Here is a 15,491-nt window from a genome sequence, read left to right on the forward strand (position 1 = left end):
AGCGACAAATACGTGTGGATATCGATAGCACGGACGGACGTTCGGCTCATTCGGACGGCCGGCGGCGGGATTCACCTCGCAATGTTTATGTGGGCGTCGGAAATCAGTCCGAACATGCCATCGAGTGACGCGGATCCCGAGTATCAACGCCCGGATCTCCCCGTATCCCGGCGGGTCTCGGATCTGCTCGATCGGATGACCGTCGAAGAGAAGGCCGGTCAGCTAGTCGGAACGTGGGCCGGGCAGATGCACCGCGAGGTCGACGTGGCCGAGGTCAAGGAACTCGTCCGCGAGAAACACCTCGGCTGCGCGGCGCCCTTTGGCTGGGGCGGGTCGGCGGGGACCGAGGTCGGCGAGATCGTCGACATCGTCAACGAGCTCCAGCGGGTGGCGACCGAGGAGACGCGGCTCGGGATCCCCCTCTTCTTCAACGTCGACGCGGTCCACGGCCACGCCTACGTCGCCGGCTCGGCGGTGTTCCCCAACGGGCTGGGCGCGGCGGCGACGTGGGACCCCGACCTGGTCGAGGCCGGCGCGCGGGTCACCGCGACGGAGGTCGCGGCGACCGGCGCCCACCAGAACTACGGGCCGACCTGCGACGTGGGCCGGGACCCCCGGTGGGGCCGCGTGTTCGAGACGTTCGGCGAGAGCCCGCGGCTGGTCGCCGAGCTGGCCGCCGCGAAGGTGCGGGGCTACCAGGGCGAGGGGATCGAGGCCGACGACACCGTCGTCGCGACGGCGAAACACTTCCCGGCCTACAGCGAGCCCGAGCGCGGCGAGGACGCCGCGCCGGTCGACGTCTCGGAGTACAAGCTCCGCAACACGTTCGTCCCGCCGTTCGAGGCCGCCCTGGAGGCGGGCGTCGAGTCGGTGATGCCCTGTTACAACTCCATCAACGGCGAGCCCGTCCACGGCTCCGAGCGGTGGCTGACGGACCTGCTCCGGGGCGACCTGGGCTTCGACGGGACGATCGTCTCGGACTGGGGCGGCGTCCGCCACCTCACCGACGACCACAGGACCGCCGCGGACCTCCGGGAGGCGACCTACGACGCCCGCACGGCGGGCCTCGACGTGGCCTCCGTGGGCAACGACCCCGAAGCCGAGGAGCTGGTCGACCTCGTCGAGTCGGGCGACCTGTCGGAGTCGGTGCTCGACGCGAGCGTCGAGCGCGTCCTCGAACGCAAGTTCCGGATGGGGCTGTTCGAGGACCCCTACGTCGAGACGGAGGAGGCCGTCGAGACGGTCGGCGCGGACGACCACCAGGCGGCCGCCCTGGAGACCGCCCGCGAGGCGATGACCCTGCTGAAGAACGACGGGATCCTCCCCCTCTCTGGCGACGAGGACGTGTTCGTCGGCGGGCCGAACGCCGACGACCTGGTGAGTCAGGTCGGCGGCTGGTCGGTCGAGAGCGCGGAGCACGTCGACGGGACGACGATCCGCGAGGAGGTCGGCGCCCACGTCGACGGCGAGGTGACCCACGAGCAGGGGGCGACCCACAGCGAGACCCTCGACGTGGACGCGGCCGCCCGGAAGGCCACCGACGCCGACGTGGCCGTCCTCGCGCTCGGCGAGGGGTGGTACCTCCACGAGTTCGGCGCGGGCGACCCCCGCACCGAGACGGGCGAGTTCCCCACCCGCGAGCGGATCGCGCTGGCCGAGGCCCAGCAGGAACTGGTCGAGGCCGTCGCCGAGACGGACACGCCCGTCGTCGGCGTCCTCGTCACCGGTCGCCCGCTGGCGGTCGAGCACCTCGACGAGCGGGCCGACGCCGTGCTGATGGCCTACTTCCCCGGGACGATGGGCGGCAAGGCCGTCGCCGAGACGCTCGTCGGCGAGAACAACCCCAGCGGCCGGCTGGCGGTGACGGTCCCGCGCTCGGGCACCCAGGTCGACGCCCACCACGACCACCTCCACCAGCCCCGTCCCATCGGCGACTCCGAACACCCCGACTCCTACGACCCGCTCTACCCGTTCGGGCACGGCCTCTCCTACACCGAGTTCGAGACGGGCGAGCTCTCGGTCGACGAGCCGGTCGTCGGACCCGGCGACACCGTCGAACTCGACGTGGCCGTCGAGAACGTCGGCGACCGCCGCGGGACGGAGGTCGTCCAGGTGTACAGCCGGACGGAGGCGAAGACGCTCGTCATGCCCGAGCGGCGCCTCCAGGCGTTCGAGCGGGTCGACCTCGACGCCGGCGAGCGGGCGACCGTCACCGTCGAGGTCCCCGTCGAGAACCTGGGCGTCTACGCGCCCGGCGACGGCCACCGCGTCGAGGCCGGCGACTACGACCTGGTGGTCGACGGCGAGGCCGTCACGGTGACCGTCGAGGGCGACTACCTCTGACTCGCTGACCGCGCGACCGCGACCAGCGCGGCGAGGCCGACCGCCAGCGCGGCGAGCGCGGCGCCGAAGCCTGCCCCCGAACCTGCGGTACCGTCCGTCGTGGGCGCCGAGTCGGTCGTCCCGTCGGCCGGCGCGCTCGTCGGGGCGTCCGTGTCAGTTCCGGGAGCGGCGCCCTCCGCGGTCGGTCCGTCCGTCGCCGACCGTTCGGGCGCGGTCGTCACCGTGGGGGTGTTGACGAGCGGCCGGTCGTCGGTCGCGTTCCCGGGCGCGACGGCGAAGTAGGTGTCGACGACCCGGTCGCCGGCGGTGATCGGCGGGTCCGACGGGCCGAAGACGCCGTCGCCGCGGTCGCGGTGGGCGGCGACCCGGACCCGGAAGTCGCGGGTCCGGTCGGCGAGGAACGACTCGTTCAGCGGGACGGTGACGTTCCGGTGGGTCCCCGCCGGGAGCGACCGGGAGCCGACCGAGCGATTCGACCCCGTCGGGTAGACGACGAGGTGGCCCGCCGTCGGCAGGTCGGCCCGGCGGACCGTGATCGTCCCGTCGTCTATCGGCTGGGGGTCGAACCCGGCCGCGAGCACGCTGGCCCGGCCGGACTCGCTCCTGCGGACCGTAACCTGCGTGCTCGCCGCGGGGTTGACGTTCGTCACCGCCAGGTCGGTCCCGTAGTCGAACTCCTCGTTGCCGTTGGCGTCGCCGTGCAGCACCGCCCAAATCGTCCGGTTGCCGTCCCACTCGGCCCAGACGGACTCCTCGAGCGGGACCGGGACGCTCGTCCGGTAGGTCAGGTCCGGCGTCCGGCCGACGTAGACCGAGCCGAGCGGCTCGCCCGGTCGGCCGCCGGCGTCCGCGCGGAGGACGACGAACCCCGGCCGGATCGACGACACCGCCTCGACGAGGACGGTGCCGTCGTCGGTCACCTGCGAGTCCGCGGCGACGTGGTTGCCGTGGGCCTGGACGCTCGCGACGGCCAGCGGCGTGGCCAGCGCGAGCGCGATCGCCAGGGCGGCGACGACCCGACGCGATGCGATCCCCGACATCTCAGGCGGTGACCGTCGCGGGGTCCATCTGCAGGAACGCGCGCTCGTAGCCCTCGTGGCGGGACAGCTGCGGCGGCGTCCCCACGGAGAGGGTCACCTCGTCGCCGGACCGGACCCGCTCGGGCAGCGCCGCGCCGTAGTGGTGGCCCAGCTCCGGGTCGAGCGTGGCGTCGAGCGACCGCTCGAAGACCGTCTCGCCGCCGCGGGCGACCGACGCCGACAGCCCCATCGCGGGGAGGACCAGCCGGTTGAACGGCGTCCGCGCCGAGACGGCGAGGTACGGCCGCCCGTCGGTGAACCGGTCGGCGTCGGCCGCGGGGAGCTGGAGCGTCACGAGCTTCGCGTCGTCGCTGCGGCCGGTCCCGAGGACGGCCCCGGGGAGGTCGGCGGGCTTCGGCGCGCGCGGCTGGGGCAGCTCGCCCATCTCCATCGGCCGGAGCGCGCCCCGCTGGCCCGCCTGGTCGAGCTGTTCGGTCTTGAGCCGTTCGCGCACCCGCTTGGACCACTCGAACTCGACGGGTATCGTCGCGCTCTCGTCGAACCGGCCCGCGAAGGCGCCGGTCGTGCGCGCGCTCACGCCGCCGACGCCGAGCCGTGCGGTGTAGGTCCCGTCGCCGTCGAGCCGGAAGTTGCCGCCGTAGTGAAACCCCATCCGCTGGGAGAGCATCCGGTAGATGACCTCCTGGGTGACCAGCTCGTCGTCGCGGGTGACCTCGACCGAGAGGTTCGCGCCCGGGAGGACCGTCCGGGTCTCGGGGTCCCAGACGGTCGCCATCAGGTGGACGTCGTCGCCGTCCTCGATCTCGGTGACCGAGCGCTCGTCGAGGGTGACCGTCCAGAAGCGGTGGGGAACCGCGAGCAGCAGGGCGACCCGGTAGTCGCCGGCCGTCGCCGTCCCCGACAGCACCATCGTCTCGCGGAACGACTGGACGTAGACGCCGCCGGGACCGTCGGGCGTCGGGGTGGCCGTCGGGTCGGCGGTCGGGGACCGGGGCGGTTCGGTCGTCGGTCCGGGGTCGGCCGGGGCGGTTTCGGTCGCGTCGTCCCCGCCGAGACAGCCGGCGAGACCGACCGAGACCGCCGCGGCGCCCGTCGCGGAGTGGAGGAATCTCCGTCGGTTCATCGCCCGGGAGTTGGGCCATCTCGCGGTTAACCGTTCTGGTCGGTCCGTCGATAGGTCCGCGGCCGGTCCCCCGGACGGTTCGCCAGTCGCTCGTCGGCCACGCTCTCTCGACGGTCACACTCCCTGCCGGCCACTACCACCTGTCAGCACGGCTCAGTGGGTAGTTAAGCCGTCAGCGGTCGTAGGTGTCCCATGGTATTCGAGAACCTCACCCTGTTCGAAGTGCACCTCGACGACGCGCAGTTCGGCACCGACGGCGGTCGCTCCGACGAGCGAGACGCCGACGTTGCGCTCCCCGAGACCGACTCCGACGACGACCGCGAGACGGCCGACTCGTCGGGGGGTCGCGGCCGGTTCCTCAAGCTGGCGGCCGCGAGCGTCGTCGTCTCCGTGGCCGCGACGCTCGTCGCACGGCGGGTCGCAGGCGGCGACGACTCCGTCGCGGTCGACCTCGAAACGGACCGCACGGTCGACGAGCCGGCGACGGGCGAGCCCGACCACGCCGACGGGCCGGTCTCGACGCCGACGCCCGACGACGAGTGAGCCGGCGACGGCGCGGCGGCGATGACGCGACGCCGAGCCGTCGCGTTCCGCCGACGGCCCGCCCGTTCGAGACTCGTCCCGGGAACCGGTCCGCTGTGGGTTCGACCGAAAGTTAAATCGTTGTTTTAGTCACAGGAGGGGTTATTGTGGCGGGGGCCCACACGTCGAATGCGGTCGGCGCGCCCTCCACCTGGCGGGCCAACCGCGTACCCGACAACCCCACCCGCGACCCGACACGGGCGGCCGCCCGCCGTCCGTCCTGGACCGCCCCGTCGCCCGCGGGGCGGCCCGTTCGCCCGTCCGGGCCCGTCGCCCGCGGACCCGGACACCCATTCCGTTCGTCCCTGAACCGGCGTTGCCGTCCGACCGACACGTCGCCGTTCCCTATACTTCCCCCAGCCGGTCCCGGAGCACCGACAGGCCGGCGTCGGGGTCGATGTCGGCGCCCTGTGCCTCCAGTGCCTCCGCCAGCGCCGGGACGAGCAGCGTCACGTTCGCCGGTCGAGCCGAGTAGCCCATGCAGCCGATCCGGAAGATCTCCCCCTCCAGGTCGCCCAGACCGGTGGCGATCTCCAGGTCGTAGCGGTCGAGCAGGTACTCGCAGACCGCGCCGTCGTCGACGCCGGCGGGCACTTCCATCGCGTTGAGACTCGGCAGCCAGTGGGCCTCGTCGGAGTTCAGCGCGAGCCCCATCGCCGACAGCGACTCCTTCAGCGCGGCCGCGACCCGCCGGTGGCGCGCCCACCGGTCTTCGATGCCCTCCTCGGCGACGAGCCGCAGCGCTTCCCGGAGCGCGTAGACGTTCGTGATCGGCGCGGTGTGGTGGTAGGCCCGCTCGTCGCCCCAGTATCCCTCCAGCAAGGAGAGGTCGAGGTACCACGACCGCGCGGGCTCCTCGCGGGAGAGCACCTTGTCCATCGCCCGGTCGTTCAGCGTCAGCGGGCTCGCGCCCGGGGGACAGGAGAGACACTTCTGAGGCCCGGAGTAGGCCACGTCGATATCCCACTCGTCGACGCGCAGCTCGACCCCGCCCAGCGAGGTGACGCAGTCGGCGATCACGTAGGCGTCGTGCTCGCGGGCGATGCTCGTCAGCTCGGGCACGTCGGGCTGGCGGACCCCCGTCGAGGTCTCGGCGTGGACGAAGCCGAACACGTCGGGCTGGTGTTCGGCGAAGGCGTCGGCCACGTCGGCGGGGTCCAGCGGCTCGCCCCACGGCGCGTCGACGTGGACGACCTCGCCGCCGGCGCGCTCGGCCATCGACTCCATGCGGCCGCCGAAGTAGCCGTTCGTCGGCACGAGCACGGTGTCGCCGGGTTCGACGAGGTTGCCGATGGCCGCCTCCATCGAGGCCGAGCCCGTCCCGGAGACGGGGATGGTCCACTCGTTGTCCGTCCGGAACGTGTAGCGCAGCAGCTCCTGGACCTCGTCCATGATCTCGACGAACGCGGGGTCGAGGTGCCCGACCAGCGGCGTGCTCATCGCCCGGAGCACCCGGGGGTGTACGTCGCTCGGGCCGGGGCCCATCAGCGTCCGGTCCGGGACCGCGAGTTCGCCGACCTCGGGTCGTGTCATGCGTGGACGCACCGCGCGGACGGACAAAAAGACTGCGGGGGGAACCGACCGCTCGACGCCGCTGCGGACGGTTCGCGAGCGCAACAGGTTCCGGGTCCGCCGGCGCGAACTCACAGTCCTTATTCGCCCGGCGGACACACTGGGGCCATGGAGCGCCGCCGGACGGTCGTCGCGTCGGTCATCGTCAGCACGTTCCTCGTCGGGCTCGGCGGCGGCGTCGTCTTCCCCATCCTGCCGAACCTCGGCGCCGTGCTCGGCATCTCGCCGTTCCTCGTCGGGTTCATCCTCAGCGCGAACCGCTTCACGCGCATCCTCGCCAACGCGCCCGCGGGCTCGCTCGTCGACCGCGTCGGCACCCGGACCCCCTTCGTCGTCGGCCTGTTCGTCGAGGGGCTGGCGACGGCCGGCTACGTCGTCGCGCTGCGCGCCCCCCTCCCGGAGGCGTGGTTCCTCCTCGCGCGGATCCTCTGGGGGATCGGCAGCGCGCTCGTGTTCGCAACCGCCTACACCATCGCCGCCGACGTGAGCGACGGCGGCGACCGCGGCACGAACATGGGCGTGGTCCGCGGCGGCATCACGCTGGGGTTCCCCGCCGGCCTGGTCATGGGCGGCGTCGTCAGCGACGCCTACTCCGTGTTCGCCGCCTTCGCCGTCGCCGCCGGTTTCGCGCTGCTGGCCAGCGCCGTCGCCTACCGCACCATCCCGGAGACCCACGTCGACGAGGAGCGCACCGCGGTCAAGCCCTGGGAGATCGACACCGCCGTCCCCACGCTGACCGTCGGGTTCGTCAACTTCGGCCTCTTTTTCGCCTACCTCGGCGCCCTCTTCGCCACGCTCGTCCTCTTCGTCGAGGCGGAGGGGATCAGCGTCTGGGGCTACGGACCCCAGGGCATGTCCGGCCTGCTGATGGCCGTGACCGTCCTCGCGGCGGCCGTGTTCACCCTCGCCGGCGGCAAACTCAGCGACGACCTCGGCGCGCGCGTCCCCACCCTGCTGGGCTTTCTCGCCGTCTCCTTCCTCGGCTTCCTCGCCCTCTCGACGGCCGCGTCGCTGGAGCGACTCGTCGTCGCCTGCGTCCTCATCGGGACCGGCCAGGGCGGTGCCAACGGCCCGCTGATGGCGCTGCTGGCCGACCTCACCCCGAACGAGCGCACCGGCCGCGCGATGGCCACCAACAACGTCCTCGGCGACCTGGGCGGCGGCCTCGGCCCGATGGTCTCCCTGCCCGTCGTCGAGGCGATCGGCTTCGCCCCCGTCTACGCCGCCTGCGCCCTGATCCCGCTCGTCGCCGGCGGCCTCCTCGTCGGCGGCGTTTACTCCCTGACCGGCACCCTCAACCCCCGGACCGCGACCATCTCCAACGACTAACTGAAATCTAGACACACAGTATTTAATTCGAATATTCTACCGATTTTACTTGGAAATTTATATGAATAATCGATCTCGGATGAAACTGGTGCATCCGGCGGTCTGATGGCGATTCCAGGGCCCATACCGATCGGATTCGATACTGGCATGTCTGAAGCAACTCAAAATATGCATTCATAGCGGTTCGAAACGGCTCCTTCGAACGACTCGAATCCGTATCTCGACTGTATCCGTATCCAGTGTATAATCTATACCTGATATGTCTGCCGTTTCGACCGGGAATCGGAGATCGAGTCGGTTATCAGTGGCCATCGGTGAGAGTGGGTGTGACCTCCACCGAAACCGAGGATCCGGCGGAGCTGGATCCGCTGACGACTGCCGCCTACCACGTCACCGTCGACGGCGGACGCGACTCCTTCTACGCGCTGAGCATCGAGCGCGAGGACAGCGACACGGCCTATCTGATGTCCGATACCGTCGTCGCGCTCGACCAGATGCGGTAATCGACTCGAACGAGACCTCGCCGGACCGCAATTTTCGACGGACCCGATCCAGCGACGAAACCATTCGGCTGTGTGCAGCCCCGACACCACCTCTATGAAGAGAACAGGTTCCAGACGAATTAGTTATAAATAAAGACATTCAAGTTCGCTTTATGCCACTCGGATCGTTCGACCTCTACGATATCTTAACGGACATAGTGCCGGGGTCAGTCGGGACGATCCTGCTAGTTGTTCTCTCTATGCCCCATAAAGCAACTGAGCAATTCCCTCAGTCTCTCGGGGGAATGGGCGGCGCAGTCGTAATAATCGGTGTTTCATACGTGATCGGACGGATCGTCAGGAACGTCTCTGTATATCAGTTGCTATACGATACTCTCGCCGCAGTTGGGGTCATCTGGGCACTGAATCAGATTTACGAAAGGTCCCGATTCCCGGTAACAGCAACTGACGACGAGAGCGAAGATATCCTACACTACGTAGCGGTTCTGGTCCAGCGCGCAAGTATCAGAGTATACGGTTTCGTTGACCGGCACACCCCGGATCTGGGCGGAAACATTTTCGAATCGGAGGTCCAATCGATCATGGACATCTCAGACGAGAAATTGGAAGATCAGAGCACTGTTCCTCCGCAAATCACGCGGTCGATTCTGTGGTATTATCAGGACAGTCACGAAGTCAATCCGAATGTGGAAGGTGGACTCGCTCAGATGAAATACCACGGTTTTACGACACTTTATGGGACCAATACGCTCTACAAGCGGTATACGATCGTCAGCGAGTTCTATAAGGGACTTATGAACAGCTTTTTTATTTTCTTTTTCTGCTACGCGATCGTATTTGGCGCCACCGAGATCGAATCAGGAATCGGATACCCGACTCTCTGGACGAACTTCGTGAGTGGTATTTCGTCACCCTATCCGGCAGTAGTCGTCCTGCTCGCGCTGCTCGCGGGATTTCTCCTCACGTACAATCAACACGTCAAATTCGAAGAGCGACGCGCTATCTCGTTCGTTATCGACCTTGAGTCACAGGTGCATTCATCGGAAGAAGCTGAAGCCCGTGGCGGATAGCGCTCGTTGACCTTCCCGGTGGAAGCCGGTAGGACGAATTCAGATTTGTCTCCTGAAATATAGTCTAATTTATAGAATCCTGTCCGATATGTGCCAGTAGCGGTAGACTGGAACGGAGTCGAACCGAATGCAGACGTACTCGATCCGCTATACGTATCCGCCAGGGTTCGACTCCGTGGAACCAACGACAGCCAGTGCGACGGTGAACGACATGGCTGGCGCTCGCTTGTCGGTTCCGACAGAGGATGGGTTGGGGCGGATTTGAACCGCCGACTTCCTCCGTGTGAAGGAGGTATCATAACCGGACTAGATCACCAACCCGGCCACTCGTCGCTAATCCAGCACCGCCCTTAAGAATTGCTTTCCGTTACTGCCCGGTCCCGCGGCGCCGGAACGAGTCCACCGCCTCGCGCGCCGCCGCGGCGGCGTCCTCGGCCTCGCTCCGGGCTCGCGTCGGGACCTCCTCCAGTTTCGACCGGAGGGACTCGGCCCGCCCCGGTTCGGGCTCGCGCTCGCGGCCGACCAGTTCCCTGACCCGCTCCTCCGCGGGCGAAAGGGCCTCTCGGACGCCCTTCCGGGCCGTCTGACCCGCTCGCTTCAGGTAGTACAGGGTGTCTTCGAAGTGCCGGTTCATATCTGTCCTTTCGCGTCCGACGGATATATGCTTTCTCCCCCATCGGAACGTTTATATTGGTTTAGGCCAACCTAAAACATGTCGGCGCAGGGCCGCTCCGGCCCGCGCCGCTGTCTGTCCCATACTGTCAGGCTTGCACGCGACGGTGGGCATCGCCGTGTGCGGCCGGTTGGGGGTCGAACGGGAGCGTCCACCCGCCACACCCTTACACTCGCGCCCTGTAGCGGGTGCCATGTTCGAACAGGTGTCGGTGCCGACGCCGTTCCAGGTCGGCCCGGTCAACGCCTACCTCGCCGGGCGGACGCTGGTCGACCCCGGCCCCGACAGCGAGGAGGCATGGTCGCACCTCACCGAGGCGCTGGCCGAGCGCGACCTCGCGCCCGACGATATCGAGCAGTTGCTGATCACCCATCCCCACCCCGACCACTTCGGGCTCGCCGAGCGGTTCCGCGACCGCGGCGCGGCGGTCGTCGCCCACCCCGACGCGGCGTCGATCGTGGCGGATTTCCCCGGGCGACTCGACGCCGAGCAGGCCTTCTTCCGCGACTTCTTCGAACGCTGCGGGATGGCGCCCTCGACGGCCGACACGGTCACCGAGCTACCGGGCGCGTTCGTCCACTACGCGCCCAGCGTGCCGGTCGACCGCGAGGTCGCCGCGGGCGACCGCGTCACCGTCGACGGCGTCGAGCTGCTGGTCGACGACCTGGCGGGCCACGCCACCGGCGAGATCAGCTTCGCGTTCGACGGGTCGGCGGGGCGAGAGGCGCTCGTCGGCGACAACGTCCTCGCGGAGATCACGCCCAACCCGTTCCTCCAGCCGCCGCCCCGTCCGGGAGCCGACCGCCCGCGCGTCCTCCCGGCGTACAACGACTGTCTCGCCGACCTGCGCGAGGAGGGGTACGACCGCCTCCACCCCGGCCACCGGAGTCGGATCGACGACCCCGCCGGGCGCATCGACGCCATCCTCGCCGAGCACGACGACCGCACCGAGCGCGTCGCGGACCTGCTGGACGAACCCACGACGCCGGTCGCGGTCATGCACGAACTGTTCGGGGACCTGCCGGTCACCGAGCAGTTCCCCGGCATGAGCGAGGCGGTCGGCCACCTCGACGTGCTCGACGCCGCCGGCCGCGCGACCGCGACCGAGCGCGACGGCGAGATCGTCTACGAGCGAACCGGGTGACCGGTCCAGCGGAGTCGGCGAGTCAGTACGTCGGCTGTTCCTCGGGGACACCCTCCCGCTGGTTCACCGCGCGGGCGAGCGTGAAGAGGAGGTCCGACAGCCGGTTGAGGTAGACGACGGCCGTCTCGTTGACGCCGTCTTCGCTTTCGGCGAACGCGACCGCGCGGCGCTCGGCGCGCCGGCAGACCGCCCGCGCCCGGTGGAGCCGCGCGCCGGGTTCGGACCCGCCGGGGAGGACGAAGTTCTCCAGGGGTTCGAGCTCCGCGTCGAACTCGTCGATGCTGTCCTCGACCGCCTCGACGTGGCCCTCGCGGACGCGGGGGTCGTCCTCGTCGGGGTCGGGGTTGGCGAAGTCCGCCTGGACGACGTGGAGGTGGTTCTGCACCTCGCGCAGGAGGTCGTCCACGTCGTCGTGGCCGGTGGGACGGACCGACCCGACCATGGCGTTGACCTCGTCGACGGTGCCGTAGGCCTCGATGCGCGGGCTGGCCTTCGAGACGCGGGACATGTCCCGCAGGTCCGTCTGGCCCTCGTCGCCGCGGCCGGTGTAGATCTTCATGTCCGCCGCTCGGGCGGCCAGCGACTTAACTCCGGGTCCGAACGGGCGAGCCGGCGACGGGCCGCTCCGGCGAGAGATCGGGACGTTAAATTACCGCGGCCCGGAAGACGGACGTATGAGCGAGGTCATCACCCACGAGTGTCCGAACTGCGGGACCGAGACGGAGTTCTACCAGGCGGCCAGCATGCAGGTCCACATCGGCGAGAAGGTCAAGTGGCACTGCTGGGACTGCGACTACGGGTTCGTCCGCATCGACGAGACGGTCGACACGAGCAAGGCCACGGCGTAAGCTGTTCTCGCGGCCCGTTCCGGAGCCGTCGACCCCGTAGCGACCGCGTCGGCGGGCCGCCCGTCGGTCGTGTCGGTCAGTCGTCGTCCGCGTCGGCGGGCGTCAGCGAGAGGACGACGGCGGTCCCGCCGAGGTCGCTCTCCTCGAAGCGCAGGCGGCCGCCGCAGGAGTCGGCGACCCAGCGGACGATCCAGAGCCCGAGCCCGCTGCCGTGTTCGAGCTGGGTGATCTCCGAGGACTCGTCGACGACGGTCCGCTCGTAGTCGGGGATCCCGGGGCCGTCGTCGTCGACGCGCAGGTCGATGCGCCCCGCCGCGCGCTCGGTCGTGACGCGGACGTGGACGCCCTCGCCGCCGTACTCGACGCTGTTCTCGAGCAACTCGGTCAGCGCGAGCTCGATCCGGCCGTCGCCGACGACCCGGCGGTCGTCCACGTCGGTCTCGATGCGTGCGTCGGGGTACTCGCGGCGGTACTCCGAGACGGCGGCGTCGACGACCGACCCGAGGTCGACCTCGTGGTCGCGCAGCGACCCCTCGCGCATCGTGCGGTCGAGCGAACGGGCGCGGTCGCCGAGCGACGCCACCTCCGAGGCCGTCTCGATGAGCGTCTCGGCCCACTCGTCGACCGTGTCGTCGTCGACGCGGGCGGCGATCATCTCCGCGTAGCCCAGAACGACGTTGAGGTCGTTGCGCAGGTTGTGCCGGAGGACGCGGTTGAGGACCTGGAGCCTGCGTTCCCGTTCCTTCTGCTCGGTGATGTCGGTGTAGATGCCGAAGCTGTTGACCGTCCCGTCGCCGGTGTCGTAGGGGATCCCCCGGAAGAGGAAGTCGCGGTAGCCGTCGGCGGTCCGGCGGCGGACCTCGCTCTGGACGGTCTCGCCGTCGGCGGCCTGCCGGTCGAGCGCGCGGCCGTTCTCGTAGTCGTCGTCCGGGAGGACGAAGTCGTTGAGCGGCTCGCCGGTGATCGCCGCGGCGTCGTAGCCGAACACGTCGGTGAAGGCGTCGTTGACGGCGGTGACGACCGGCTCGCCGTCGACGTGGGTGGCCTCGACGACGGCGTCCGGGAGGTTGTCGAAGAGGTAGGTGAACCGGTCGCGCTGGGTCTCCAGCCGCTCGCGCGTCTCGACCAGCTCCGTCCGGTCGCGGACCACGCCGACGGTGCCGGCGGCCTCGTCGGCGGGGAGCGACGACACCTCGACCTCCGCCGGGAGCGACACGCCGTCCGTCCGCTGGAAGTCGGCCTCCAGCACGCGGCTGTCGATCCCGTCGTCGCCGACGGCGTCGACGGCCTCGTCGAGCGCGCCCGGGTCGGCCAGGGCCGCGCCGACCGGCCGCCCGACCAGGTCCGCGCGGTCGACGCCGAGCCACGTCGCCAGCGGGTCGGTCACCAGCGAGAACCGCCCGTCCTCGTCGGCGACGTACACCATGTCCTGGACGTTCTCAATGACCGTCCGGTAGCGGGCGAGCTCCGCCTCGTAGGCGACGCGGTCGAACGCGACCGCCGCGTTCGAGGCGAGGATCTCCGCCAGATCGCGCGCCCGACCGTCGAACGCGCCCGGTTCCGTCGCGCCGATGCTCACGACTCCCTGGTCGCCCAGCGGGACGTACAGCGTCTCGACGGCGTCGCCGGGCATCTCGTCCGGCCGGATCGCCAGGTCCCTCGGCGCGTGGCGGATCTCGCCGGCCTCGAAGGTGCGCCCGGGCCCGCCCGCCCCGACGGCGTAGTCCGGGCGGTCGGCGACCGACACCGCGTCGCTGTCGGAGGCCGCCAGCGGGACGAGCAGGTCGCGCTCGGCGTCGTATCTGCGGACGACGTTCATGTCGAACCCGAGCGTGTGCGCGACGGCGTCGACGACGATCTCGCCGACCCGCTCGGGGCTGTGGGCGCCCAGCAGCGCCCGCGCGGTGTCGAGCAGCTCGGCGAACTGCTCGCGGGCCGCCCGGAGCTGTCGCTCCCGCTCCTTCCGGTCGGTGATGTCCCGGATGACGCCCGCCGTCCCCGCGAACTCCCCGTCCTCGTCGGTCAGCATCACCATGTGGTCCTCGGCGTCGACCGGTTCGCCCGACTCCGGGACCAGGTCCAGCTCGAAGGTCGTCTCGACGGCGTTGCCGTGGATCAGGTCCCGGAGCTTGTTCTCCGCCCGCTGGACGGTCTGCTCGTCTTTGACGATCGAGGTGTGCTCGCCGAGCAACTCCGCCCGGTCGTAGCCGGTCAGCTCGACCAGCGCGTCGTTGACCACCTCGAAGCGGCCTTCATCGTCGAGCGCGTAGACGCCGTCGTCGACCGCCTCGATGATCGACTCGTAGCGTTCGAGCTCGCGGGTCCGCTCGCGCTTGTCGGTCACGTCCCGGAGCACGCCCGCGACGCCGACCACCTCGCCGCCGTCCTCGACGGCCGTCAGGTGGTCCTCGGCGGGGAACGGCTCGCCGTCGGCGGGCACGACGGTCGTCTCGACGGTCTCGGCGGTCGTCTCCCCGCGAACGACCCGCCGGACCGCCGGGAAGACGCGCTCGGCGGCCGCCTCGGTCGTGATCGCCGAGACGTGCTCGCCCACGAGCGCGTCGGCGTCGCGGCCCGTCATCCGCGCGAGCGACTCGTTGACGACGGCGAAGTTGCCCCGCAGGTCGAGCACGTACAGCCCGTCGTCGACGGCGTCGAGCGCCGCCGCCGCCTCGACGGCCGCCGTCGAGGCGCCGCTCTCCCCGCCGCCGCCCGCTCTCGCGTCGCTCCTCGAGGGGACGGTCTTCAGGGGACCGTCCCCCGTGGTGTCGCCCGCGCCGTCGTCGCCCGGGTCGCTGTCGCCCGCCCGGTCGGTCGACGCGTCGGTCTCGCCGTGAGTGTTGGCCCTGACGCGGTCGGCGAGCGACTCCTCGACAGCCGACCGCGGGACGTACTCGGTGACGCCGAGCCGGGTCGCGCCCGCCGCGAGCTCGCCGTCGGGCTCCGCGGAGGTCAGCAGGACGGGCTGGTCGTAGCCGAACTCCCGGACGCCGGCGAGTACGTCGAGCGGGTTGACACCCCCGTCACCGCTGTCGCTACCATCGCCCCCGCCGACGACGACACAGCGCACGTCGGTCTGCCCCAGCACCGACAGCGCGGCCCGCGTCGAGCCGGCGCACTCCACCTCCCAGCCCTCGGCTTCGAGCCCGTCCACCCACGGCCGTTCGCGCACCGGACAGACAGCCAGCACCGTCGCTCCCATTCGTGACCCGAACCAAGGAAATCCCCCCATATATCCGCTTCCCCCCGATTATCGAAACTGAG

Annotated in this window: 13 protein-coding genes and 1 tRNA gene; 7 read left to right on the forward strand and 7 right to left on the reverse strand. The window is 69.9% G+C overall.

Going from position 1 to position 15,491, the window contains the following annotated elements; all coding sequences use genetic code 11:
• Nucleotides 1–114: 114 nt before the first annotated feature.
• Nucleotides 115–2,343: a glycoside hydrolase family 3 N-terminal domain-containing protein gene (locus tag E3328_RS16045; RefSeq protein WP_135365620.1), complete on the forward strand. Its 2,229-nt coding sequence runs from the start codon at nt 115–117 to the stop codon at nt 2,341–2,343.
• Here E3328_RS16045 and E3328_RS16050 read toward each other — a convergent pair.
• Complete coding sequence (locus E3328_RS16050) at nt 2,334–3,383, reverse strand: DUF7282 domain-containing protein (protein ID WP_135365621.1); 1,050 nt, start codon at nt 3,381–3,383, stop codon at nt 2,334–2,336. The two genes, E3328_RS16045 and E3328_RS16050, sit on opposite strands and share 10 nt — an antisense overlap.
• Nucleotide 3,384: 1 nt before the next feature.
• Entirely contained in the window at nt 3,385–4,506 is a 1,122-nt protein-coding gene (locus E3328_RS16055) for a DUF7350 domain-containing protein (RefSeq protein ID WP_135365622.1), read from the reverse strand.
• 192 nt (nt 4,507–4,698) lie between these two features.
• Between E3328_RS16055 and E3328_RS16060 the strand changes: the two genes are divergently transcribed.
• Nucleotides 4,699–5,049 (forward strand): hypothetical protein, encoded by a 351-nt coding sequence (locus tag E3328_RS16060; protein WP_209452215.1) that lies wholly within the window; start codon nt 4,699–4,701, stop codon nt 5,047–5,049.
• 384 nt (nt 5,050–5,433) lie between these two features.
• On the opposite strand, the gene E3328_RS16065 is transcribed toward E3328_RS16060, so the two are convergent.
• Entirely contained in the window at nt 5,434–6,621 is a 1,188-nt protein-coding gene (locus E3328_RS16065; RefSeq protein WP_135365623.1) for a pyridoxal-phosphate-dependent aminotransferase family protein, read from the reverse strand.
• Nucleotides 6,622–6,768: 147 nt separating this feature from the next.
• Between E3328_RS16065 and E3328_RS16070 the strand changes: the two genes are divergently transcribed.
• From E3328_RS16070 to E3328_RS16075, 3 genes are all read left to right on the forward strand, one after another.
• Complete coding sequence (locus tag E3328_RS16070) at nt 6,769–7,989, forward strand: MFS transporter (protein ID WP_135365624.1); 1,221 nt, start codon at nt 6,769–6,771, stop codon at nt 7,987–7,989.
• Nucleotides 7,990–8,315: 326 nt separating this feature from the next.
• The gene (locus E3328_RS22120) at nt 8,316–8,492 is read left to right on the forward strand and encodes a hypothetical protein (RefSeq protein WP_167837428.1); all 177 of its coding nucleotides are present in this window, start codon (nt 8,316–8,318) and stop codon (nt 8,490–8,492) included.
• 152 nt (nt 8,493–8,644) lie between these two features.
• A complete protein-coding gene (locus tag E3328_RS16075; RefSeq protein WP_135365625.1) occupies nt 8,645–9,562 on the forward strand; it encodes a hypothetical protein in 918 nt (305 codons plus the stop codon).
• A 246-nt stretch (nt 9,563–9,808) separates the two neighbouring features.
• Here E3328_RS16075 and E3328_RS16080 read toward each other — a convergent pair.
• Nucleotides 9,809–9,883: transfer RNA gene (locus E3328_RS16080), tRNA-Val, on the reverse strand.
• Between the two features lie 46 nt (nt 9,884–9,929).
• Nucleotides 9,930–10,196, reverse strand: a complete 267-nt coding sequence (locus E3328_RS16085) for a DUF7553 family protein (protein ID WP_135365626.1) — start codon at nt 10,194–10,196, stop codon at nt 9,930–9,932.
• A 232-nt stretch (nt 10,197–10,428) separates the two neighbouring features.
• Between E3328_RS16085 and E3328_RS16090 the strand changes: the two genes are divergently transcribed.
• A complete protein-coding gene (locus tag E3328_RS16090) occupies nt 10,429–11,379 on the forward strand; it encodes an MBL fold metallo-hydrolase (RefSeq protein ID WP_135365627.1) in 951 nt (316 codons plus the stop codon).
• A 22-nt stretch (nt 11,380–11,401) separates the two neighbouring features.
• On the opposite strand, the gene E3328_RS16095 is transcribed toward E3328_RS16090, so the two are convergent.
• Nucleotides 11,402–11,938: a cob(I)yrinic acid a,c-diamide adenosyltransferase gene (locus E3328_RS16095; RefSeq protein WP_135365628.1), complete on the reverse strand. Its 537-nt coding sequence runs from the start codon at nt 11,936–11,938 to the stop codon at nt 11,402–11,404.
• A 115-nt stretch (nt 11,939–12,053) separates the two neighbouring features.
• On the opposite strand from E3328_RS16095, the gene E3328_RS22125 reads away from it, so the two are divergent.
• On the forward strand, nt 12,054–12,227 hold the full coding sequence (locus E3328_RS22125) for a DUF7838 family putative zinc beta-ribbon protein (RefSeq protein WP_167837429.1): 174 nt from the start codon (nt 12,054–12,056) through the stop codon (nt 12,225–12,227).
• A gap of 76 nt (nt 12,228–12,303) precedes the next feature.
• Here the strand turns inward: E3328_RS22125 and E3328_RS16100 are convergent, their stop codons facing one another.
• On the reverse strand, nt 12,304–15,429 hold the full coding sequence (locus E3328_RS16100; protein WP_167837430.1) for a PAS domain S-box protein: 3,126 nt from the start codon (nt 15,427–15,429) through the stop codon (nt 12,304–12,306).
• Nucleotides 15,430–15,491: the final 62 nt, after the last annotated feature.

The organism is Halosimplex halophilum, from assembly GCF_004698125.1.
Lineage (GTDB): Archaea > Halobacteriota > Halobacteria > Halobacteriales > Haloarculaceae > Halosimplex > Halosimplex halophilum.